The 25212-nt window shown below is 36.2% G+C and carries 17 protein-coding genes; 4 read left to right on the top strand and 13 right to left on the bottom strand.

Annotated features, from left to right (window positions below):
• Positions 1–232 precede the first annotated feature (232 nt).
• The 5 genes from asnB to GJU43_RS12395 all read right to left on the bottom strand — a co-directional run bounded on the left by asnB (position 233) and on the right by GJU43_RS12395 (position 8972).
• A complete protein-coding gene (asnB, locus tag GJU43_RS12415; RefSeq protein ID WP_154341074.1) occupies positions 233–1909 on the bottom strand; it encodes an asparagine synthase B in 1677 nt (558 codons plus the stop codon).
• Between the two features lie 453 nt (positions 1910–2362).
• Entirely contained in the window at positions 2363–2812 is a 450-nt protein-coding gene (locus tag GJU43_RS12410) for a hypothetical protein (protein ID WP_154341073.1), read from the bottom strand.
• A 253-nt stretch (positions 2813–3065) separates the two neighbouring features.
• On the bottom strand, positions 3066–4820 hold the full coding sequence (locus GJU43_RS12405) for a TonB-dependent receptor (protein ID WP_154341072.1): 1755 nt from the start codon (positions 4818–4820) through the stop codon (positions 3066–3068).
• A gap of 122 nt (positions 4821–4942) precedes the next feature.
• Complete coding sequence (locus tag GJU43_RS12400; protein WP_154341071.1) at positions 4943–5806, bottom strand: PhzF family phenazine biosynthesis protein; 864 nt, start codon at positions 5804–5806, stop codon at positions 4943–4945.
• 151 nt (positions 5807–5957) lie between these two features.
• Positions 5958–8972: a tetratricopeptide repeat protein gene (locus GJU43_RS12395; RefSeq protein ID WP_154341070.1), complete on the bottom strand. Its 3015-nt coding sequence runs from the start codon at positions 8970–8972 to the stop codon at positions 5958–5960.
• A gap of 473 nt (positions 8973–9445) precedes the next feature.
• Between GJU43_RS12395 and GJU43_RS12390 the strand changes: the two genes are divergently transcribed.
• On the top strand, positions 9446–10129 hold the full coding sequence (locus GJU43_RS12390; RefSeq protein WP_127336939.1) for a cell division ATP-binding protein FtsE: 684 nt from the start codon (positions 9446–9448) through the stop codon (positions 10127–10129).
• Between the two features lie 7 nt (positions 10130–10136).
• Here the strand turns inward: GJU43_RS12390 and GJU43_RS12385 are convergent, their stop codons facing one another.
• Entirely contained in the window at positions 10137–10958 is an 822-nt protein-coding gene (locus GJU43_RS12385) for a 2OG-Fe(II) oxygenase (protein WP_154341069.1), read from the bottom strand.
• A 51-nt stretch (positions 10959–11009) separates the two neighbouring features.
• Between GJU43_RS12385 and GJU43_RS12380 the strand changes: the two genes are divergently transcribed.
• Together GJU43_RS12380 and GJU43_RS12375 are read left to right on the top strand one after the other, a co-directional pair.
• Positions 11010–11921: a glycosyltransferase gene (locus GJU43_RS12380; RefSeq protein ID WP_154341068.1), complete on the top strand. Its 912-nt coding sequence runs from the start codon at positions 11010–11012 to the stop codon at positions 11919–11921.
• Between the two features lie 12 nt (positions 11922–11933).
• Positions 11934–12860, top strand: coding sequence for a glycosyltransferase family 2 protein (locus tag GJU43_RS12375; RefSeq protein ID WP_154341067.1), 927 nt, complete (start codon positions 11934–11936; stop codon positions 12858–12860).
• On the opposite strand, the gene GJU43_RS12370 is transcribed toward GJU43_RS12375, so the two are convergent.
• Positions 12843–13250, bottom strand: a complete 408-nt coding sequence (locus GJU43_RS12370) for an FdtA/QdtA family cupin domain-containing protein (protein WP_154341066.1) — start codon at positions 13248–13250, stop codon at positions 12843–12845. The two genes, GJU43_RS12375 and GJU43_RS12370, sit on opposite strands and share 18 nt — an antisense overlap.
• On the bottom strand, positions 13247–14074 hold the full coding sequence (locus GJU43_RS12365; protein WP_195760041.1) for a glycosyltransferase family 2 protein: 828 nt from the start codon (positions 14072–14074) through the stop codon (positions 13247–13249). Before GJU43_RS12365 ends, GJU43_RS12370 begins: the two co-directional genes overlap by 4 nt.
• A 41-nt stretch (positions 14075–14115) precedes the next feature.
• Between GJU43_RS12365 and GJU43_RS12360 the strand changes: the two genes are divergently transcribed.
• Positions 14116–15246 (top strand): glycosyltransferase, encoded by a 1131-nt coding sequence (locus GJU43_RS12360; protein ID WP_154341064.1) that lies wholly within the window; start codon positions 14116–14118, stop codon positions 15244–15246.
• A gap of 542 nt (positions 15247–15788) precedes the next feature.
• On the opposite strand, the gene GJU43_RS12355 is transcribed toward GJU43_RS12360, so the two are convergent.
• From GJU43_RS12355 to GJU43_RS12335, 5 genes are all read right to left on the bottom strand, one after another.
• On the bottom strand, positions 15789–16334 hold the full coding sequence (locus GJU43_RS12355) for a hypothetical protein (RefSeq protein ID WP_154341063.1): 546 nt from the start codon (positions 16332–16334) through the stop codon (positions 15789–15791).
• A gap of 8 nt (positions 16335–16342) precedes the next feature.
• The gene (locus GJU43_RS12350; protein ID WP_154341062.1) at positions 16343–16987 is read right to left on the bottom strand and encodes a hypothetical protein; all 645 of its coding nucleotides are present in this window, start codon (positions 16985–16987) and stop codon (positions 16343–16345) included.
• Positions 16988–17127: 140 nt separating this feature from the next.
• On the bottom strand, positions 17128–17838 hold the full coding sequence (locus GJU43_RS12345; RefSeq protein ID WP_154341061.1) for a hypothetical protein: 711 nt from the start codon (positions 17836–17838) through the stop codon (positions 17128–17130).
• Complete coding sequence (locus GJU43_RS12340; RefSeq protein ID WP_154341060.1) at positions 17835–24578, bottom strand: RHS repeat-associated core domain-containing protein; 6744 nt, start codon at positions 24576–24578, stop codon at positions 17835–17837. The genes GJU43_RS12345 and GJU43_RS12340 overlap by 4 nt, the downstream gene beginning before the upstream one ends.
• A 166-nt stretch (positions 24579–24744) precedes the next feature.
• A complete protein-coding gene (locus GJU43_RS12335; protein WP_229655052.1) occupies positions 24745–25200 on the bottom strand; it encodes a T9SS type A sorting domain-containing protein in 456 nt (151 codons plus the stop codon).
• Positions 25201–25212: the final 12 nt, after the last annotated feature.

The raw sequence follows: 25212 nt of genomic DNA, 5'->3' as shown, positions 1-25212 counted from the left end.
TTCTTTTTTTTATTTCTATTTTTTTTAGCAACCTTAAATTTTATCTCACAGTATTATTAAAGTTCGTTTTCAGGATATTCTTTGGGGAATGTCAAATATAAAAAAGAAAGTTAAATAATTGCCAATAATTATTTTTAAGTAGCTGAAATAATACAATTTAACATTTAACGAAGAAAAACGTTCCCGATTAGGAGAACGTCTTTCATATTAACAACTTTTAATTTAATGATTCTTATGCTTTTGCGTAGGCATCATCGTGTACGCTGGCTACTGCTCTTCCGGAAGGGTCATTCATGTTTTTGAACGCTTCATCCCACTCCAGAGCAATTTTTGTACTGCAGGCCACACTTGCTTCCTGAGGTACACATAAAGCGGCTGCATCGCTTGGGAAGTGTTCTGCAAAAATAGAACGGTAATAGTATTCTTCTTTTGAAGTTGGGGTCTGCAATGGAAATTTAAATCTCGCATTGGCCAGTTGTTCATCTGAAACTTCTTTTCCCACTACTTCTTTCAAAGTATCGATCCAGCTGTATCCTACTCCGTCAGAAAACTGCTCTTTTTGTCTCCAGGCCACACTTTCCGGCAACATGTCTTCAAAAGCTTTACGAACTACCCATTTTTCCATCGGGTGCTCTTTGTTGATCATTTTATCTTGTGGATTGATGCGCATGGCAACATCCATAAATTCTTTGTCTAAAAAGGGTACACGGCCTTCAATTCCCCAGGCTGCAAGACTTTTGTTAGCACGCAGGCAATCGTACATATGTAATTTGCCTAATTTACGAACGTTTTCTTCGTGGAATTCTCGTGCATTTGGCGCTTTATGGAAATACAAATATCCTCCGAATAATTCATCTGCTCCTTCACCGGACAATACCATTTTGATTCCCATTGACTTGATCACTCTTGCCATCAGCCACATTGGAGTGGAAGCCCTAACCGTAGTTACATCATACGTTTCCAGGTTATAAATTACATCACGAACTGCATCTAAACCTTCCTGAATGGTGAATTTTATTTCATGGTGAATGGTTCCGATATGTTTGGCTACTATTTGAGCAGCTGCTAAATCCGGAGAACCCTCTAATCCTACTGAAAAAGAGTGCAATTGCGGATACCAGGCATCTGTGGTATCATCTGATTCAATACGTTTTTGTGCAAATTTTTTGGCTACAGCCGAAGTAATAGACGAATCTAAACCTCCTGAAAGTAAAACTCCATAAGGAACATCACTCATTAATTGTCTGTGTACCGCTGCTTCCAGTGCTTCTTTTATCGCAGGAATGCTTGTTTCGTTGTCTTTTACCGCATCATAGTCTGTCCAGTCTCTTTTGTACCATTGTACAAATTCACCATCTTTACTGCTCATGTAATGTCCCGGAGGAAACAACTGAATCTTGGTACAGTATCCTTCTAACGCTTTCAATTCAGAAGCTACGTAAAAAGTCCCGTGCTGATCCCAGCCAATGTACAACGGAATAATTCCCATATGGTCACGGGCAATAAAATACTCGTCTTTTTCTACATCATAAATTGCGAATCCGAAGATTCCGTTCATTTCATCCACAAAATGAGGACCTTTTTCCTGGTAAAGTGCTAAAATAACTTCACAGTCACTTTCCGTCTGAAAGTTATATTTTCCTTCAAATTGTTTGCGTAATTCTCTGTGGTTGTAAATTTCACCGTTTGCAGCCAGGACTAAATTTTTATCTTCTGTAAACAAAGGCTGCTTTCCTGAAGCCGGATCTACAATTGCCAGACGCTCGTGAGACAGAATTGCTTTTTCATTACTGTAAATTCCGCTCCAGTCCGGTCCGCGGTGACGAATGATTTTAGACATTTCTAATACTTGAGGTCTTAAAGTTTCGGCTTTTTGTTTTAGATCAAAGGCACATACGATTCCACACATAATTCTATATTTTTATTTTTAAATTTTATTTTGATAGGGCAAAGATGCAGTAATGGTTATAATTGAAAAACACAAAACCCAATTTGAGTTATAATTTAAAACCATAAATTGAATTTTACATGTAAATTGTAAAATTTTAACAGTAAAAAAAGCTTTGAACTTGAAAATTTTAATTTTGAAGGTAAACAAAGAACAAAACTCAATTTTTTAAAGAGATTGTTGAATTATAACGAACGATGTTTTAAAAACGATGAAAGATTACAAATAGAAGGAATAGAAATTCTTTAAAAAATGAGGTTTCTAAAATCTTGTCTTGTGGATACGCTCACAAATACATTTATTGTTTTAGAGGTAACTATATTTCTACGCTGCAAATGTGGCACGCAGATTTGGCAGATCAAGCAGATTTATCACTGTTTTTAATTATCTGAAAAGAATAAATGATGTGAATCTTTATAAAACACTCTCGATCGTATAATGCGTTTTATTAATTTCAAACTGAAACCCCACTTTATTTCCCATTAAATGCGCACCTAAAGGAGACTGAGGCGAAAGGGCGATCACATTTATACCGTCGATTGTGATTTTGGGAAGGGCGACACTTAAATAAAGGTAAATTCCGTTGGCCTTGACCAGACTTCCGGAAATAATATTTTCTGCTGTTTTTGAGGCATCAATCTTATCTAAAATTGCTTTCTGAGTGATTGCTTCTTTTAGTTTGTTGGTTAGCTTTTCCTGTTCGATATGCATCATCGACAAGGCCGTTTCGTGCTTATCGCCGGCAGAACCTTTCGCATCGTTTTTTGAATCTTCGGTCAGGGCTGAAATCATGTCCCTGAAAACATCAATTCGATCCTGAACCATTTGTAAGTAATGCGTATGTATTTTTTGTTTGAATTCCATTTTTTTTAAAGGTACTGAGGTTCTAAGGTACAAAGATGCAAAGGTTCTTCTTTTTTCAGCCACGAATTACACAAATTTGCACTAATTTTTTTTCACTGATTAAAAGGATTATCCTACTTCAATTAATTTATAAGGATTTAATTCGTGAAAATTCGTGTCATTCGTGGCTAACTATAAAAGCAAAGTTCGCTAAATCTCTGTAAAGACTTAGCGAACCCTGCGTAAAACTTAGCGCCCTTTGCGGTAAAAAAAATTAAAAATCGAATTTGTAATTGGCGCCGCCTAAGACCTGAAATCCCTGTACAGGATAATTCAGCCATTTTTCGTAAGCCTGATTTCCGATATTGTTGAGTTTTAAGAAGAAAGTCAGACGTTCGCTATATTTGTATCCTAAATGCGCATTGGCATCAAAATAGCTTTTTAAAGTTACCATAACAGGATCTGTGGCAAAATCTAAATTCGATTGCATATCCTTACGTTCTCCCACATAAAAAACATTTAGTCCGGCGTACCATTGTTTGGTGATATTGACATCCAGGTTTGAACTTAATTTGATTGTTGGTAAATTCCAGGCTTCTAAAGCACCGTCATTTTTGTAGCTGTTAAAAGTTCCGTTGATTCCAAAAGTAACATTTTCAGAAAAATCAGCTTTTAGTTCGCCGTAAAAACGAAATGTTCTGACGTCCTGATACACCACTCCGAAAGAGTTTCCGTAGGCGTAATTTTCATTTGCAAGGTCTTCTGTGTAATCATTGCTTTTAAACAATGCTTTATTCTTTTCATTCAGATAAGAACCTGTTACGTTATAATTGATATTATTGGCCAGTTTCCCTTTCAATCCTGCAAAAACAGTGTATTGATTACTAGTAGGTCTCATGTTAAGCGTTGGAGACAAAAACGGATTTTCGGTTACAAAATCAGCGTAGGAGTTCTGATTCAGGCTACCATTTGCACCCGCATAAAAAATCATAAGGTCACCTACTAATTTATAAGAAGCATTTACTTTTGGATAAATATAAAATTTATTCCCGCTGTTTTCAGAGTCCAGACCGTAAAACAATCCGGCACCTAACTCTAATGTCCAGTCGTTTTCAAGAATTACAAAACTAGGCTCAATTCCAAAATTAGTCAGGCTGTATTTTAAAGGCTCCGTATTATCATTCGCATAATTATTTTCGAAACTTCCGCTCACATGATCTACAATAATATTGGTATTGATAGACTGGTCCATTATATCCACTTTAAACGATGGTTTTAGGTAAAACCTGTTTTCGGAAGAAGAAAAACTATCCGAGAAATGTGTAAATCGGGTGGTTATTTTATTGAAAACGCCTTCTGTAAAATCGATATTTCCTCCTAAAGAGATCGTGTTGTACGAGTGATTCGGATTAATTTTATCAACCAGCTCCAAACGCTCGCCGGGAAGCAAAGCCGAACCAAAGGCAGCAGGCAAACCGTACCAGTTGTAGATCTGATTTTGATACCCTAAATCGACGGCCCAGGACATATCACGATTGTTGGCGCCATAACCAATATTTAAAGCGGTATCATAGAATTCGTCATTCAGTTCTGCGTCCTTTATCCCGCCCTGAGACGAATGATGACGGAACATGCCGGAAAGGTAATCGTTATTTCCTAAATCCTGTGTTACAAATAATTCAGCGTTTAAAGTGGAATAATTCCCTACTCCTACAGTGGCATAATTGCTAAACAAACGTTCCTGTTTAGACTTCTCTACGCCTTCTGCTTTTCCTTTTGAAGGCGTAAAAGTGGAAGCCACCGGAACAGACAAAATACTGTATTTAATCGTTTCTTTGGGCTGGTTTCCCGCATCGTCAAGCGAAGGGGTTTCTTTTACCTTAAAAGCATCTGATACTGTCGGCGAATAGGGCTTTACCACATTTACCGTTTCGGTTCCGATACTTTCTTCTTTCGTCTGCGAAAAGGAAAGCTGAACAACAAACAGCAAAATCAAAAGGATCGTTTTATTATTGAAATTCATTTTCATATTATTTTATTTTGTAAAATCTAATTGGTAAAACGTGAAATATCTTTTTACAGCTTACATTTTACAATTAGCTATTACATTATCTAATTTTCTAATTTTCTAATTATCTAATCATCTAATTATCATACTTCCCAATCTCCTTTGGCAACAAATTGAGATTTTCCTCCAATTTGTATCGTATACTCATTCTCTGTCAATTCTCCTTTAAAATAAATTCGGGACGGTCGGTTTATATAATCGCCCTGATGATTTATAGTCTCTATTTTATCCGAATGATATTTCAAAAGAAAGGCCTGTAAACAGGTACTTGCGCTTCCCGTTGCCGCATCTTCTACCAGTTGATTATGCTCTACACAGAGCATTCTGCTTATTATTTTGGAATCTTCCAGGCAATAAAAATATAAGGCCCTGTGATTTGTTTTGCAATTCTTCATCAGCCACTCATTGGTTTTGTCTTTGTCTAAAAGCAATGCCTCCAAATCTTTTTTATCTTTAAGCGGAACGATCACAAAAGCACTTCCCGTGGTCACTTCCTGAATAGGATACTGATCCTCAAAATCTGTACTTTTCAAAGTACTGAAGGATAAAAAGTCTGCCTTATCGAAAACATTTAAAAACTCCGGCTGAGCCGCTTGTAACCAAATTAAATCTTCTGTTTTATGAATCGCAATATCTCCAATGGGAACTTTCAGTGTAATGGCATCAGGTTCATTTTTGAATATTTTATGGATCAGCACCCATGAAGTTCCGATAATGGGATGCCCTGCAAATTTCATTTCGCTTGCCGGCGTAAAAATTCTGATCTCCGCTCTATTATTTTCAAAATCCAGCTTTGTAATAAAAGTGCTCTCGGCAAAATTGATTTCTTTGGCGATCCTCTGCATTTCTTCCGAACTTAGATTTTCTGCTTCTAAAAAAACCGCCAGTTGATTCCCGGCATATTTATTTTCAGCAAAGACATCAATGATATAAAAGGGTAAAGTCATTTTTTCTGTTTTTTTTAAGAGCATAGAGAAAAGAACATAGAATCAAGATTTTTCTAAAATTTATAATTATCATCTATTCTCTTTGCTCTTTGCTCTTGACTCTATATTCTTTTCTCTATATTCTTTTCTCTATATTCTTTTCTCTATATTCTTACTTAGTAATCGACGAATTCGTTTTAGACTCTTCCAGTTTAATAGCGCTCAGTTCTCTTTTCGCTTCTTCCACTACATCGGGATAATCGGTAAAATTGTTGATGACATTATCTAAAATATACGTGGCCTGATAGCTGTCTTTCAGTCCGTAGAAATTTCTGGCCATCAGCACCAGACTTTTCGCACCGTAATATTTATAAGCCGAATAACTCTTCGCTAACTTCTGCACTGCTATATTTGAAGCCTCAAATTTGCCTTCTTTTGTTTTAAAATACGCATCGTAATACAAGGCCTCCGCGGCCAGTTCTCCTTTTGATGTGGTTGACAATTTAGCATAGGCTGCTTTGGCTTTATCTTCATCACCAGTCTGCATTGCGGCGCGGGCTACGATAATCTGAGCATCTGCTTTTACGTTTGCATCTGCTTTTGGATTTTGCAATACTTTGTCAGCATAAACTACTGCATTTGTATAGTCCTTTTTATCGTAGTAACACTTCATCAGATTGGCCTGTGCGAAGTTTTGATTCTGGGCAACATCGGCTTCATTATCTAAACGAACTAATACCGGAATCGATTTATCACAATCCTTTGCTTTCAGGAAAATCTGGGCCACTCTGTTTAAGGATTGCTCCGTAAATTCATTTCTCGGCTGATCCGTTACGTATTGATAGTTAGCAACCGATTTCGTTTCCGAACCTTCTGCATAATACAATTGTGCTAAATAATAGTTGGCCTCCAACGCATGAATTCCGGTCGGGAATTTGCTGATGTAACCTGCAAAACCCGTAATAGCTACTTTGCTGTTATTCTGACTGTATTGCTTAAAGGCTCCTTCATACGTATCGTTATCCAGTTCTGCATCTGTAACCGCGACAAAATCCAACGTACGGACCCAGGTGGCATATTCGTCTACTTTTCCGGAATCAACGTAGATTAATCTCGCTGTAGAAACTGCTTCTAAGGCTTCCGGTGTTTTTGGAAACTCAGCTGCAACTTTTTTAAATTTTACTAAAGCTTCATTATCACGATCGGTATTATAGTATACCAACCCTTGTTTCAGGATTGATTTTGAGGTAAAGGCTCCGTTTTTGTATTCAGCAATCAACTGGTCGTATGTTTTAATAGCCAAATCGTTCTTTTTCTGGGCAACGTAAGTATTTCCTAATTCATACAAAGCGTCGTCCCTGTAGGATGATTTTTTATACATCAGCAAAAAATTGTTCAGCTCTTCAATTTTTTTATCATTTTTAGACATAAAACCGTACGAAAGTGCTTTCTGATATTGCGCATAATCTGCGTCAACCCCTTTGGCTTCCATGGCTTTTGCGTATGCTTCCATTGCAGGGCCATATTTAGCACTCACGAATCGGCAATCGCCCAAACGTAAGTACGAATCATTTAAACGTACTTTATCTTCTTTCGAATTATCAATTTGCGCCTGAAAATAAGTACCGGCCTGATCGTATTCTTTCAGTTTAAAATACGTGTAGGCAATATTGTAATTGATGTTTTTGTATTCGTCAGTTGTTTTTGCGGCAGCCAGTCCCGCAAATTGCTTGTAACTCAATAAAGCAGCCTTAAAATCATCGGTAACATATTCTGATTCTGCTTTCCAGAAGGTAGCCCTGGCCGTAAAGTCAGGATTCTTTTGTTCTTTTACCGCATTATTGAACATTTTTAGTGCTTCGGCATAATTAGCTTCATTGTACAATTCCACACCTCTGTAAAAAAGAACTTTCTGGTACGCTAATTTATTTTCAGGAGTTCGGTTTTTCTCCAGTAAAACTAAAGCTTCCTTGTAATTTTTAGAAGATATATACGAATCCACCAGTAGTTTTTCTACTTCTGATCTACTGGAATTGTTTGGGTATTTTTTTAAGAAATCAAGCAGAATTCCTGGAACGGTCTGGTACGCATTTCCGATTTCATAACTCAGCTTAGCATAATTTAAAGCGGCGTCTTCCTGAATTTGCGTATTGAAATCCATTTCAGAAGCATTTTTAAATGCGTTCAGTGCTTCTTGTTTTTTTCCGGTATTCAGGTAACTTAAACCTAAGTGATAGTAGGCATTTTGAGCTACGAAATCTTTACCTTCAATAATTTTATTGAATTGGGAAATCGCACTTTCGTAGTTTTTCTGCTCATAATAAGCATACCCCAACTGGTAAAAATCGGTGTTATTCCATTTTCCTTTTCTTCCTTTGTATTCCTGTAAAAACGGAATCGCTTTGTCGTATTGTTTTAAATTGAAATAACTTTCCCCAATAATTTTATTCAATTCCGATTGCTCAAGGGCATTCGATTTACCCATTGCCTTTTGTCCCAAATCAATCGCTTTTTGGAAATTTCCTAATTTGAAGTTCATATCGGCCTGGTAGTACGACAGCTTTTCCTTGTATTTTTCTTCGCCTGAAACTTCATCAAAATACTTGGTCGCTTCTTTGTAATCGTCTCCTTCATATGCCATAAACCCTAGGTAATATTTGGCCTGAGAACCAAACTCGGGAGAATTAACGACCTTATTGAAATAGGTGGTTGCTTCTTTTTTATTTTTAGCATTAAAATAACTGTATCCTTTCTGAAAGTTGAATTTATCCAGGTCAGACTTGCTCATATAGCTTTCATCTACCTTATCAAACCACTGCAAAGCTTTCGGATAATTGCCCTGTTCGAAGAAAAAATGAGCTACTTCTACATAAGCCTGATTTTGTTTTGTACTTGTCGGATAGTCGGTTACAAACTTTTCCATCAGCGCATCAGCATTGGCCTGATTGGTCCTGATGGCGCAATTGGCAATGTAATAGGCACAATCGGACTGAACTTCTTCTGTCGTTGCACTATTCTTTACATATTCAAAAATATGTTGTGCCGAAGCGTATTGTTTGTCATTGTATAAAGCAAGTGCTTTGTCAAAATCCTTTAAATCGTAGGTATATATAGCTGATTTTTGTGCTGATACCAGGGTCGAAAAAAGGACAATTGGTAATAAAAAGAACCAGAAAAGTTTACGCATTTTATTTTTATTTAGTATTCAAATTTATCATTTAATACCGTTTATAACGAAACGTTTCCGTCTTTTATTATAAAAAAACATTTTAAAAACTTATATCTGACAGCTTCTGCAAGCCTACATTTAAACCCTATAAGTAGTGTAAGTTATTATACGTTAGCCTATTTAACAAAGCGCTCCATGAGATTGGGAGTATATAATTTTTATAAATAAAAACTTTATCCATCATTTTCCGAAATGTACTCACAGTACTTATCCGTTCCAATTTTTCACAGGCTTAATGCTTTTATAACGTACTTCTTAATTTAGAATTCAATACCAAAAACGTTCAGCAACATTTTCCTAAAATGAACTTATATCGCTTACAGTGTCTGACTTTTTATTTCTTTCCATTATAGGTTTTCTTCAGAAATGATTGAAATTTATTTTGAATCCATCCGTTATCTTATTACTTTTACCATTCAAATCAATTTATTATGTCACAAATCGTACTGTCTCTTAAAGAAGTCACTATATATCAGGAAGGAAGAAAAATTTTATCTCATATTAATTTAGATGTTCAGCATGGTGAGTTCATCTACATCATCGGGAAAACCGGTTCCGGAAAAAGTAGTTTCATGAAAACGTTGTACGGTGATTTGCCTTTAAGTGAAGGAGAAGGCCATATCGTTGAATTTGATCTGGCGACTTTAAAAGAAAGTGAAATTCCGTTTTTGAGACGTAAAATTGGAATCGTATTCCAGGATTTTAAATTACTCCCGGACCGTTCTGTAAAAGACAATATGCTTTTTGTACTAAAAGCAACCGGATGGCATGAAAAAGACGCCATGGAACACAAAATCGATGAAGTTCTGGATAAGGTCGGCATGAAAGAATTTGTAAACAAAATGCCGCACCAGCTTTCAGGAGGAGAACAGCAACGTGTAGCCATTGCAAGAGCACTGCTAAACGATCCTGAATTCATCCTGGCTGATGAACCAACCGGAAACCTTGATCCGCAAACGAGTTCTGAAGTATTGGAGGTATTGAAAAAAATCAACGCCAACGGTAAAACGGTCATCATGGCCACTCACGATTATGCTTTATTGATGAAATTCCCGTCTAAAACTTTAAAATGTGAAGACGAAAGAATTTTTGAAGTGGTGCAACGCAGCGTGTAAAACCCGATTATTTTTTATAAACATGTGGGTTTTCACGAATTCCCTTTTTAAACAACTTTCTCAAATTCATTCTAAGGAAAGTATCTATTTTTAAAATTGCATCCGTAAATTTATGTTCAGGTCTTCCTCTGAAGGAAGTAACGTGAAATTTATCTGTTGCATAAACCGGTACTTTTGAAAAGTAATAATTGGAGATACAACATCTGAATCCGTCAAAAACGATTGGCGATACCGAATGCAACGACTGATTGTGCGTCACCATAATGGCCAGTCGGTTGAATTTACTATGGATTGTTACTGGTTTGTTTTGCAAACCTTCGGGCCACAATTCAAGATTTCCTCCATATTCCTCTTTCCAATCCGGAGTAACGTAATACAATAAATTGAGGACACGCCAACACTCCCTGTCTTTATCGTGTGAATTATCTAAATGTGGGTTTAAAAACTGTTTGTTTCCCATCATCGAAAGCCCGCCTGCATACAAAAAATCATCCGGAATTGGCGCTTCTATCTGGCAGATCTCTCCAATTAAATCAACAATTTTAGGATCCTGAAAGGCATAAATAATCTCTTCCAATACAGGATTATAAAGGTTCATTTGAACTGCTACGTACTTATCTTCCTTGATGCTTTTCTTTAAAACCATCTCTTCTTTCTTCGGGAAAACATTGTATAGACTAACAGCTATTGCTTCAGGAAGTAAATCATCGATAAAAAGGTAGCCAATTGCGTTTTTTGACGCGGCAAACTGTCTGGCTAAAAGCATTTTGTTATCGTTGATTTTATTATAAATAATTTCAGCAAGTGCAATTCTATTTATAAATTCCATACTTTTGAATCTTCTGTTACGTTGCAAATATATTACTAAAAATTGCTATTAATGCTCTCCATTCTTATCCCGACATACAATTATACTATTTATCCGCTTGTTTTAGAATTACACAAACAATGTGCAGGTTTAGGGATTGCATTTGAAATTATTGCAATGGATGATGCTTCGACAATTGCAGCTGCTGAGAATGAAAAAATAAATACGCTGGAATATTGCTATTACGAAATACTGAGCAACAATATCGGAAGAAGCAAGATTAGAAACCTACTGGCCGGAAGAGCAAATTATAACTGGTTACTTTTTCTGGATGCTGATGTTTTTCCTAAAAATAAAGACTTCATTTCAAACTACATAAATCACCTCGACAATGACGTAAAATTGGTAAATGGCGGTCTAGTATACCCTGATGAAAAACCAGAAAAAAGCAAGCTGTTTCGATGGCTTTACGGAAAAAACAGAGAAGCGCTGGACTATAGAATAAGACAAAAGAATCCTTACCTGAGTTCTTTGAGCCTTAATTTTATAATTCATAAATCGATTTTTGAGAAAGTTTCGTTTAATGAAACCATTCCGAATTTAAGACATGAAGACACTTTATTCTCTTATAGTTTAAAGAAAGAAAACATTCAAATAAAGCATATTAACAATCCCGTTTATCATTATGGAATGGATGATTTTGAAGTGGCCATTCGCAAAGAAAATGAATCGCTGCATGCTTTAAAACACTTAATTGACACTCAGTTACTGCCTCCCGATTATGTCCGGCTCTCCAGATTGTTATTGAAAATTCATAAGATCCATTTATTGTCAGCGGTTGCTTTTTTTCATAAAATAACAGCTTCTCTGTTTCTGAAAAATTTAGGTGGGAACCGTCCTTTTTTGTTTATTTTTGACTTGTACCGATTGTGCTATTTATGCCAACTTGAGAAAGAACAAAAAGGCTATATTTCAACCCGTTAAACCTTAAAAACAATGCCGTTTTTTTCTATCATTATTCCGCTATACAACAAAGAAAACTTTATCGAAAACACGATACAAAGTGTGCTGGACCAGAGTTTTCAGGATTATGAAGTGATCCTGGTGAATGACGGATCAACGGATAAAAGTGAGGCAAAAGCACTTCAGTTTAAAGATCCCCGAATTCAGTATTATTCCAAAAAGAATGAAGGCGTTTCACTGGCAAGAAATTTCGGTATCGAAAAAGCCAGCGCACAACACATCACTTTTCTTGATGCTGACGATTACTGGTATCCTGAGTTTCTGCAGGTAATGTTTGAACAAATCAGGCAGTATCCGGAACAAAAAGTTTTTAGTGCCGCCATTGAAATTGAAACTTCAAAAAAAGTATTTCCTGCTCAATATTCGATACCCAAATCAGGCAGTTCCGAACTTGTAAATTACTTTCGCGCCAGTATAAAAGAACCCATTATTTGTACTTCCTGCGCCGTATTTCACAAAAGCATTTTTGACGAAATCGGAGTTTTTGACCCCAAAATAAAAAGCGGTCAGGATACCGATCTCTGGATCAGAATCGGATTGGTTTATCCTGTTTTGTTTTCCTGGAAAATCCTGGCGCGTTATGTCTATGACAACAACAGCTTGTCTAAAAACGATACTTTACTGCATGCAAAAATGGATTTTTCGAAATTTACAGCACTTGAAAAAACCAATGCTGAACTGAAGTCTTATTTAGATTTAAATCGGTTCTCGCTCGCCATAAAAAGCAAATTAACCGGCAACAAAGCCCTTTTTACTCACTTTTATGCTGGAATTGATTTAAGGAAAATAGGTTTCAAAAAAAGATTTTTACTAAGCCTTCCCTCCTCTTTATTATGGCTTTTGATTCAGCTAAAATTAAAAATGGCTGACCTGGGTCTAGGCTCATCGGTTTTTAAATAGTTTGAAATTTTTATATTCCCTGATGTAGTCTTCTTCGTCAAATTCGTCCGAAGCCAAAACCAGACAAACTGCCCCGGAAGAAAAATTACGCAATTCCCGCCATATTCCGTCCACAATTAACAAACCTAAATTAGGCCTGTTGAGTGTTACGGTCTGTGATGTTTTTCCGTCTTTCAAAACCACGTCAAAACTTCCGCTTAAAGCGATTAAAAATTCCTGCTGTTTTTTATGGGCGTGCCCACCGCGTTTGCTTCCGCTGGGAACATCATACAAATAATACACCCGTTTTGAGGCAAACGGAATGGTATCTCCTTCTATAACTGAAAGATTGCCGCGTCTGTCCTGAATTTTTGGAATTTCGATTAACTGAATATCAGTATTTGTAGTCATAGTTTATGTTGCGTTATTTCTCTGAATTTTGCGATTCCTGCTAAACCGCTTTTATATTTTTCTTCAGCTTCAGAAAAGCGAATGTACTTTTTTCTAATCAAAAAAAAGACATATTTGGCCAGCCACACAAAAGCAAAGCTTCCGTACAGTTTATAAAACAAAGCCGCTCTCGAATAAATTAAAGTATCAGAACCTTCGTCTTTTCCCGATGAAAATTTAGGATGCGAAACTATAATTTCCGGGCTAAAATAAACGTTCCCGCTTTGATTTAAGGCTGTTTTTAAAAATAAAAATTCTTCGGCAGTTTCAAAAAAGGAGCCAAGTCCAAAATTGGTATCAAAAGCGATATTCTTTTTTTTAATCTCTGCTACTTTAAATGCAATTTCAATGGAACTTACATTCCAGATGGTTTTTGAATTATGTTTAAAGGCTGAATTCCATTTTTTCTGCGGCTGCAAAACACCAATCCGCTGATGATTAAAGGTAATGATGTCTGCTTTCTCCTGATTTTGGAAAGCTAAAAGAATATGGTTTCTGAAGTTTTCTGCAAAAACAACATCATCATCGGTGATTAAACAGATTTTTTTTGAGGCATTCTGAATGGCTTTGTTCCTGCTTTTAGACAGACCTGTTTCAGTACTATTAATCACCCTAACGGAATCAAAACCAGATACTAAAACATGATTTTGGGATTGATTTACAATCAAAATATTGAAACCTGAAAAATGCTCAAACGGAAACATAGGTACCAAAAAATCAAAATTGCTCCTATCTTTGGTAGCAATTAAAATTTCGAAGTCATTTTCAGAAAAGACATTTGACATTTTCATATATATTTACGTAAATATAAATATTTCCGGCACAAATGAGAATACTATTGGTAGGAGAATATAGCAGGCTGCATAATTCTTTAAAAGAAGGATTGGAAGTCCTGCAGCATGAAGTCACCATTATCGCGACAGGGGATAGTTTTAAGCAATTTCCCGTGGATTATTCTATTTTCCCCAAGTATTTTATGGAGAATAAACTCTTAGTATTTTTAAACAAAATCCTGTTCCGCCTTTTCAAACTAGATTTGCCACTGGCTGAAAAAGGAATTCGTTTCTGGTTGTTTTTACCCCGATTAAAAGACTATGATGTCGTTCAGTTGATCAATTCCAACGCAATTGAAACCTACCCTTTTTTTTCTAAATTTTTATTAAAAAAACTCTTCCGTCAGAATAAAAAAAGTTTTCTGCTCGTTTGCGGTGAAGACACGCCCATAATAGATTTCATGCTAAAAGATTCTTTACCATATTCTATTTTGACACCTTTGCTACAAGACAGAAAACTTGCTTCTTATTATCGTTTTTCACTAAAATACAGTAAGAAAAAGTATCGCGATCTCTATGATTTCGTAAGCGAAAGCGTTTCCAAAACCATAGTTTCTGATTTGGATTATAAAATTCCATTGCCGGAAAAAACCTTAATTCCGAATCCGGTAAATACCGCTAAAATTGCTTTTGAAGCATTGGATAGCACCCAAAAAGTCATCATTTTTTTAGGCGTAAATAATACAAGCAGCATAAAAAAAGGAACTCCTTTTTTCGAAGAAGCTCTTAAAATTATTCTGCAAAAATATGGTAACAAAATCGGTATCATCAAAACTGAAAACGCTCCTTATAAACAATACATCACACTTTACAATCATGCTCAAATTGTATTAGATCAGGTGTACTCGTACGATCAGGGATACAATGCCCTGGAAGCGATGGCAAAAGGAAAAGTCGTTTTCACAGGGGCGGAAACTGAATTTACAAACTATTACCACCTTACCGAAAGAGTCTGCGTAAATGCACTTCCGGATGTAGAGTATCTCGTTGCTGAATTATCGTATTTAATCGAAAATCCCGAAGAAATAACTGCAATAGGCAAACGTGCCAGAGCTTTTATTGAAAAGGAACATGATTATGTAAAAATTGCCGAGCGGTATCTGAATGTGTGGAGTGGAAAGTGAAATTTATTAAAAATATCCTATAACCGCTATCAATCTTATTGCCTTTTTTTAAAGCTTTTAGTGCTTGATTTTTGACATTTTGACATTGTACGTTCGTTAGTTTGTTTCTCCGTCACCGCTCCGTCACTCTTCCGTCACCGCTCCGTCGGTCTTATATCTAAATTTTGTTGATAAATTTTAGAATATTTGTTCTTTTTGCGTCATATTGTCACGTATTCTAGAATTTATATCTCACAATAAGTTTTTATTTTAATATCAGCAATGAAATTGTATTTCCATCTTTTTGAATAAAAATAGTATCACTATTTTTATTTTTGCTAATTATAAAAGGAGCTTCAATATCAGAATACTTGGTTTATATTTACTCCCCTTCGGTCTCTATATAGCATTATCCTCTATCTTAATTGTATTAGTTCCAACTATAAAAGTGGAGCTATTTAAGTAATATTGATCATTTAAAATGTATATCCCTCTTTTATTGTAAGCTTTTTTTAACCTGTAGATTATCTATCTTATATCCTCATAATGAGTAGCCTTTATTTCTAATTGTATTTAAAATCTTTATAATTCCTTTTCGCATATTGCAATTCAAAAGGACCATCTTTAAAACCTACTTTTTTTAATGCAATTTTTTTATGAATTTTACTAAATTTTTTGACATCAAATTCAATCATAGTACCTGAATTAAGTGATTCAATAAAAACTATGCCTTCTTCATTACAAATAAAGATATAGCGGTCACCTTTGTAATTTTTTTTATTTTCGAAATAATATTTCGAAATAGTTAAAGGTTTTCCATTATCAACTAATTCTTGAGTATCAATTTTTTTTAAAATTTGAGAATTAAAATAAACGTTATTATCAAAATATCGTAAAGTATCAATATGTCTGTCGAATTTATAAACATAATAATGTTCATTATTTTTCTCATTTTCTATCATTTCTGAATTAAATAGTTCATATCTGTCGCTATTTGTAGAGAAATTGAAAACTCTTATTTCAATATTTGTTGTTGTTGTTTTTAAGTTTACATTTTTACACGACAGAAATAATGTTAAAAATGAAATTCCATAAATAATATATCTCATAAGCTTAGTTATAGTTTATTTAGAGCTCTTTGTAACCCTGGTAAATAAATATTTGAGTTTGGCTGATAAAATGAAAAGCCAAATCGATCTTGAAATTGATATGCATAGCTTTCATCTAAGGCAATTGATTTATTCCAATCTTTATAATTATTAAAACTATTATCGAAAAAACCTGTGTATCTTGATATAGCGTGTCCAAACTCATGTATTAACAATCCTGCTGTTTCTCGATATGTAGTAAATGCGCTTCTGTAAACACTTATAAAACCATCATCTGAGCCTGTGTAAGTTTCTCCGTTACTCTCTCTCAGAGTCATATACTGTGCTGAAGCACCATTATCTGACCAAGAAGAATCTTTAAAATTAGCTCTAACTTTTCCTCCCGCTACCTTGTTTAAAGCTCTAAAAGTTCTTAATTTCATTAATCTATTTAACGTTTCTTGATTTGCCGGCGCTTTACCATTCCCTTCATTTCCAAACTCTTTATCAAGATCTTCATTTAGTTTTTTTATTAAGCTCTTATTAGGATTACTATGTAAAACATGGTTTAGTCCAGCAACAATACCTCCTGTTAAAGCTCCCTGCCAGAAATTACCTCCTGTCAATTCAGCTCCTACACCTCCGCTTAGTGCACCAAAGGCTATTGTTCCCACTGCGCTGTTAGCAAATTTAACCGGTCCTGAGCTCCATGCTGTGGCTCCTAAACTTCCACAAAATCCTTCTGCTGTTGCCCATCGATAATAGTACTTTGCGCTAATGAGAGTGCGCTGGCATTAGTGAAGGTACCTAATCCCTATTCTATAAATTTAATCGAAACTCTGTTCTTAGATTTGATTACACCATGATAAACCTGATATCCATTTTTTTGAATAGTTCTTAAAATCGGTCTTGACAACATTTTTTTATAGTTGGTAGAGTCACTAAACATCGTTATTTCAGCACTATATTTTGCATTTTTATCAAAATCCACATGAGCATTTTGGATTGGATCTCCATAAGGAAGATTTACAAACCCTTCAAAATAAAGAGTCTCATTTGAATGAATTATAAAATTTGAATTGTCAAAATATTTTTCATTACCCGTAGTAGAATAATTTAACATTTTTAAAATATCAACATTCCTTTTATTCGATATAGAATTTGGATTAAGATTAAAATTTGGATGACCGTATCTCACTTTAACTTTTTCCTCTTTATTTCTATTATCTTTATAAAAATAAATTGTAGCTTGATTTATTGTTAAACCGTCCAAATTAGAATATAATTTACCAAAATAGTTCAAATTAAAATAATAACTTTTGCAATCATAATTTGTCAGTTTAAAAACGATAATTGTTTTTGATTTATAATTAGTTAAACTGTCATCCATATTATTATATGTATTCTTATCTTCAGGAACTAAGGAAAGAATAGATTTATTAATTATCTCAAGTTCTAATCCTTCCTTCCTTTTGCATCCTAAAACAGATAAGCATAACATAATAATTAATATATTTTTTTTCATAATTTTTTATATTTATTAATTCCTTCCGAAACATATGAACTACGATTTCCTAAATACCATTCAAATTCATATGCGGCTCTTTCTAAATATCTTTCACCACCCAAAGGCACTTCACTAATATAACCAAATGGTCCTTCTTTCGCTGCTAATCTATATGCCAATCCTCCCATGAACACCTCTTGAAAGGCATGATAAAATTCATGAAACATTGTAGAGGCTAGTTTAAAATTTGATGTAAACGCATCTTCATAAAAATAGTGTGTTTTATTATCCGTATAGCCTCTCATGCCAGAATTTTTTCTATCACTTACTTCGATTTTATAATTACTTTTTTTATGAAGTGCATCCAAACCATCAACATCTTCTAATAAAGCATTTATTGACTCCTCATTCATCTTTGGTTTTGCAAATGGATTTGTTTTATGAAATCTTTTTAAAAAAGCCATTCTTGCCTGTTTTTCCATCATTGAGTGCATCACTTCATTCAACCCGGCAACAAGACCACCCGTAACCGCTCCCTGCCAGAAATTACCTCCTGTCAATTCAGCTCCAACACCTCCGCTTAGTGCACCAAAGGCTATTGTTCCCACTGCGCTGTTAGCAAACTTACCCGGTCCTGAGCTCCATGCCGTTGCTCCCAGACTACCAAAAAATCCTGCTGCTGCTCCGCTCAGAAAACCTGAACCACCCGATTGTACCATCGCCATTACCCCCTGCGCTACTCCATGCGCCGCTGCCTGTACCAAAAATTTGGCACCTTTCAAACTTGACGCAAATACCGTATTAGCTCCTGTTCCTGCGACCGTAAAACAACTTCCGATACCAAAGGTAACAGCGCCCGATACCGCTCCCCAAAAAGCTGATTTTAGCATTCCTGATAAACTTAAACTGGCATCGGCACCATTCATTATAGCCGCCGTAACCCCTATCATATAACTTGCCGTACCTATTATGGCGCCAATAATAATAGAAGCAAGTATTCCCTCGCCTAAACCAATTTCTCCACTTGGGTCATTAAACAACAGCGGATTGTTCGTTACATAGCCATATTTATTGTAACATTGTGTATTGTAAGGATCCTGAATGTTTTCATCGGCATTCAGAAAACGCCTTTGCAACGGGTCATACAGCCTGCCATTCATATGGATAATACCTAATTCTGTAAAATGCTCGTGACTTGTATAGCCGCGATCCAGTACACTTAATGCACCATTTGTCAGAATACCCCAGGCATCAAAATGGCGTTGTTCTACCAGATTACCTGCTTCATCACTTATGGCCAGAATGCTGCCCAAATAGTCCTTATGTAAAAATAGGTATTTTGCAGTAGCATCAGCATAGTTCTTTGTGTAAATAATATCGCTGTCATAAGGTGTGCCTCCCAGATACAGCACGTGCTTTTCCTGTCCTGTAGTATTGTCTGTCGTTATTTCATAACTGCCGTCTTCGCTGTAGTATTTGGTGAATTTACCCTGCTTGTCTTCCACAAAATTGCCTCCATAAGTGACCATTTGCCTCATGTCGGTAAGTCCGTAACCAAATTGTGCATCCCCTTTTTCTCCGTCAACATAGATGGGGTCGTTATTTTCGTTATAACTTATCGTCAATGGTATGTTATTGGTATAATTTTGCATACCTACTGCATTCAGCAGCTGCGTGTCGGCCTGATATATTTTGTCTGTTCTAAAAGTGGTTGTTCCGGTCTGATCGTTTTCGAGAATACGCCCTTTATCGTCATAGCCGTTACTGGACAGTAATCCGGTTTTAGGGTTGGTCCAGGTTTTTAGTCGGTTATTATCGTCATAGGTAAATACTTCATTTACCACTATGCCACCTTTTCGGGTTCGGTTTTTTAATTCATTTTTTATCGCATCAAAAGCATATGTCATTTGCAGTACATTGGGCTGTACTGTTGAAGCATGCGCTACAGTTGTCAGAAAATTATTGGCATCGTACTTATTATCTATCGCCACGGCACCTAAATTGGCTTTAAGTACCTGCCCGTTGGCATTTGCTTTGTTCAATTGCCATAGTACTTTTCCTGTGTTTTTATCTTTTACCTGATACAGCATACCGCTCCACGTACTGTAAACGTTCTCGAGGGTCGTTTGGGTCATCTGCCCGGAAGAATAGAGTCCTTTGTCGTAACTGGCTACACGTCCTTTATCGTCATAGGAGATATTCTTTTTAAAAAACAACTTTCCATTGCTGCTTTCACTTGTGGTCAGGACACGCCCGTTTGCATCGTAAGTCAGGTACGTCAGGTAACTTTTACCATTGGCAGTCCCTTTTTTATCCGTTACCATTCCGGTGGCATTGTAAATGAAACTGATGGCTTTGTTGGTTGCCTTCCCATTATCCGCTGTTGACAGCTCTTTTTGGGTGATCAACAGGCCATTGGTATCGTAGCTATATTCCTTGCTTCCTTTTGGACTGGTTTCTTTGATCAGGTTTCCAAACCCGTCATAATTATACAGATAGGTTCCATTAGACGGATCGGTAAATTCTGATTTCCTTCCCCAGGAATCATATTTGGTTAACACCGTATTTTGTGCGTAAACAGCCGAAGTATTCTGCCCTGCCGCATTGTACGTAAATTTTATAATTCCTCCTTTATCTTCTGATTCCGTCACATTACCCAGTACATCAGTAGTTTTTCGGGTCGTTCGATTGTAACCGTTTAACTCTTTTACGGTTGTCGTCAGTCCTTTTACTTCTGTTTCTACAATTTTTCCATTAAATCCTGTTACGGTCGCTTTTGGAGGAAAAACCGAATCATCATAACTGAACACATTCCATTTTGGTGTTTCAGCCTGATCGTAAGGTTCGCTCTCTTTTATTTTTCTGCCTACTGCATCATATTCTACCTGTTTGGCAATATAAGATCCGGACTCAAATCCTTTGGATCTCACTAGGTATTGTTCTCCTTTTTTGTTGGTACGGGTTTCTTTGATATCTCCTGTCGGACTATATGCTGTAGTAACGATATCGTCCCCTTGTTTTTGATAAGTATATGTAGTAGTTCCGCTTAAGTTGTGTTTAGATTTCGTCAATTTTCCCCATCCGTCATACATATTGGTCAGCGTGTTTCCAAGCGGATCAGTTTGTGTAAGCACTTGCCCCCAGTCATTACTGGTCGTCTGGGTAATCAAACCTAAATTGTCAGTAGTTTTTATCACAAACAATCCTTTAGCATCATACTCATTTTTGACCGATTGCGACTGACTGTCCTGATTGTTGGTTTTCTTTTTTTCTGTAACATTACCAAAACCATCATAGGTGTAGGTTTCAGTTACCGATTTCGAATAATCCTGATTGAATGTTGTTATGGTTTTAGGCAGGCCATTTTCGTACGTATACCCCACCTTGCTTTTTTTGGTATCCCCATAAGCGGTTACAATATCTTCTTTTTCCTTAACTCTTCCTACATAATAATCCTTGCCTGTTCCGGCCGCGTTGTCCGGTAAATAAGTGGTATTAGAGGTTAATGTAGCAAAACCATTATTGATTTTGGTTTCTACTTTAGTAACCAGATAAAAATCACCATAGGTCATGGTTGCCACTTGGGTTTTGTTTTCTAAGAAGTTTTTTTCTGTAGACTGTTTTGGCACTATGGCTTCGACTCCCGTGGTTGCCGATTTAGTTGTGGTATATTCTAAAAATTTAAAAGATAGTAACTGCAGATTATTTACGGAAACATCCGTTGGAAAAACATCGTTATCCTGCCTTGTGCTCCATTCTTTGATGACTGAACCACTTTGAAGCGGATCGATCTCCAGACCGGACCAGGTTTTGGTATTTTCGAAACCTGAGGCATACCAATTGGAACGGGCGGTTTTACGAAAACCGATCATTCCCTTACCATTTACGTGCGCCAAAAGTCCGCGGTATTTAAAATCCTGCTTCCTGTCGAGTTGACGCAATTGTGCGACCACAAAAGATTTCGAAACTCTGTCTAACTCTACATAAGGGTATTTTTCCTTTTTGACGGCAGCATAAAAATCAGGATCTGCCTGTCCATCCAGTTCTTTGTAGTCAATTATCGTAGGGATATTGCCCTGTGTGATGGTATTGATACGTGCTGTTTTTGAAGTATCGTAAAGATTGAAGGTATACATAAAACCCTTAGTAACATCCTCCCGATTTTTGCCCAAAAGCACAATGCTGTTGTTGATTTGATTGATATAAAAATCCCCAACAAGTTCGTTATAATCATACAATCCATTATTTTTGAACGTGTAAGTAGACGGAGCTTTAAAATTAACGTCTGTTGTGCTGCCGGCGCCACTATCACTAAATATATTTACGGTAGTTTCTGAATATTTACCGGCAGACAATTCAGAATTTATAGTGTATAAATCAAACTGAATCAATTCACTTTTACCATCTTTATCCAAATCTAAAGCCTGATAATTTATTCTTCTGGAAGCGGCTACATTGGATAAATTTAAAGCCTGAAAAGGATACCATTTGCCCAGTCCTGCTTTATATTCTTCCTTAAATCCGTTGCCAGTAGAAATATAAAGTCGCCAGTCTCCCGACAGTGCATCCGCTTTATAGTTCGTTTGCATGTTGCTGGTTGATACTGCAGCACCCAGTGCCACCGGTATCATCAAATCTGTTTTTTTATCTCCGTTGAAATCGCCTACAATCGCATTCTCTGTCAACCCATTAAAAACAAACGAAGTCGGACTCGTTTCTTCTGTAAATTTTTGTGTCGTTTTATCTTTTTTAAATGACGTTATGGTGGTGGCATTACCGGCTTTAAAACTAAGAATGGCTATTTTTCCGTCTCCTTTAAAATCACCTATTACGGGTTTTCGAAAAAGATTGGTATAATACGACGTTTCTGAAAAAGAATTCGCGGCGCTCAGGTTATAGTCAAGATTCAGTATGATATATCGGTATTCTTCTCTTGTATTGGTATGAATTTGATATCCTACAGGAGGCGCTGCCATTTTTTTTAACTTAGCTGCCGAATTATCAATCGTCTCATAGACCGATGTTGTATTCTCTTTGATGTGAATGATTAATTCAGAAACGCCGTCACCATCCAAATCCAGCTGGGTAGGATCTAAAACAGTAGTTACTATATTGTAGCTCTGATAATTACCTGTTCCCTTTATTCCGGATTCCGTAAAGGAATCCCGGTACGTCTGATCATTGGTTAATGGTTTACTGTATTCTAATTTTAACTGGTTGTTAGCATCTAAAGAATAGATCTGACCTTCTGTAGCACCTTGTATTCCTAATTTCTTAGGAATTAAAATACCTTGTCTGGGGCTAATTTCATTGTTGCTATTTTTAAAGGTAATAACGACTGCTTTATCAAACTCATCCTTAGTAAATGTCGGCGATGCCATCACAATAAGGCCTTCATTTACTGTGTTGTCCATAAATGATTTAAAAAAACGTATGGCTTTAGGCTGTGCCGGAATTTCATTATATTGTAAACATTCGTAATTATACTCCTGCATTACCCATTGATTGCATATTGTTGCGGCTGGCGTTGCTTCAAAATACTTTAAATAATCCAAAACACCGTCTCCATCAAAATCCCCTACAATTTTATTGTTTTCATTATCTGCAAACGATTTGGCTGCCCAAGCCGATGCACTTGAGCCTTCATAACTCATGGCTACCGGATTTGCTGCCTGATTTTGGGAATTGTACTCGGTTATATTTTTGGCATATTGGTAGTTTGTTCCGTTTGCATCTTTGCCATAGCTGACTACATATTTTTTGAATTGTTTGCCATTAGCGTTGACTACAATGTCTGAAAGTATTTTGTCCTGCAAAAACCGAATCCCGTGTACATAGGATACTTCCGGGAGCTCTCTCGTGACATAATTAAAAACAATAGAGTTGAAATGCGGTTTTCCTAAAGTTTCATTACCTCCCCATTGTACACTTGAAATTACAGAGACATTATTGCTTTTTTTATAATTGTAGGTGATGTAGTTCCCCTGTGCATCTTTCCATTTTACAATATTATATTCCACCGGAGTTTGCGCATCTGTTGTAGTACCATACCAGGCCTGAGCCCCATTATCAAAAGTAACTTCAAATGAGCCTGGTCCCGTATACGTCTGACCACTGATTGCACCAACAGATTTTATTTTCAGGGTCGAAAATTTCTCTGTAACGTATTCAGTACCATCTTTTCCGTATGTTGTTGGAACACCGGATGTTTTTAGCAATAGCCTTTGTCCGTTATACTCATAAAAATCAGTATAATCCAGCTGTACCCCTTTTGATTCACTATCTTTTTCGATATTTTTACCTACTCTTCTGATACTGGTAACGCCCGAAAGTGAAAAACCCATACCGGCAACCCCTACACCGAAACCACTGGTGTAAAACAAATTCATTTGTGGGGCCACATCATTAATACTCGGGGGCAATGCAATGGGCAGCATAAACTGCAGCTGTCCATCACCTCCAACGGCAATTGTACCTTTGGTATCGTGGAAACTGCCTGTTCCTACTTCTCCCGAAAGATTGCTTTCTCCCGCAGTTGAATTCGTTGTTCCGCCACTCACAAAAGGATCTGAGCTTGTTCCTATCTTAGCAGTAAAAGAACCCGCCGTTGCTGAATTGCTACTAAAACCACTTAACAAAATAACTGTCTTGGGATCAGAAACCGTTCTTGAAACTGTTTCAGGTTTATTAAGTATTTGCTGAGAAAAACTTAAATTTATTATTAATAACGAAAAAAAGGTAAATAGATGATGCTTCATTACAATATTTGTTCCCTTGGCAGTTTAACTTTCATTTAAAAATGAAGCAATAAACTAAAGGTTATTTTTAAACTGATAGTATGATTTCCTAATAAGAAAACTGAATTTTTAGAATAATTTACCCGTTTTGTTCAGGAATTATAATCTTAAAAATTACAGTCAAAATTTATTTTTTGATGATTTTAATGGTCTTTTGCCGGCCATTACTGTAATTGAGCACCACTAGATAGAGACCTGAAGGATAGGGTTCAAAAACAAGAGTCTGAGTAGTCAGTTGCTGCAGATTGGATACCGTCTTTAAAACCTGACCATTGATGTTATTTACGTGTATAGAAGACACTGTATTATCGCTTGAAAATTCCCATTTCAGATACAATTCTTCTTTTACGGGATTTGGATAATAGGAAATCACATCTTCACTATAAAATTTCTGCAAATCCTTTTCTGCAAGTGAATCGATTTCCTTTACATCAGCCCTTTTTTCAGTTGTCGTACGGCAATTTATACACAAATAGCGTTTAATCTGATTTCCGGCAGCATCATAGTCAAAGCCAATTTTGTTTGTTTGCGCTTTTGTTAAGAGTGAAAATCCTAACAAAAAGAGCGTTATGTAGTGTTTCATATATTCTAATAA

It is taken from the genome of Flavobacterium sp. LC2016-23 (assembly GCF_009674775.1).
In the GTDB taxonomy this organism is placed as follows: Bacteria; Bacteroidota; Bacteroidia; order Flavobacteriales; family Flavobacteriaceae; genus Flavobacterium.
Note: the sequence above shows the minus strand (reverse complement) of the source record. Positions and strands in the feature narration are given on the sequence as shown.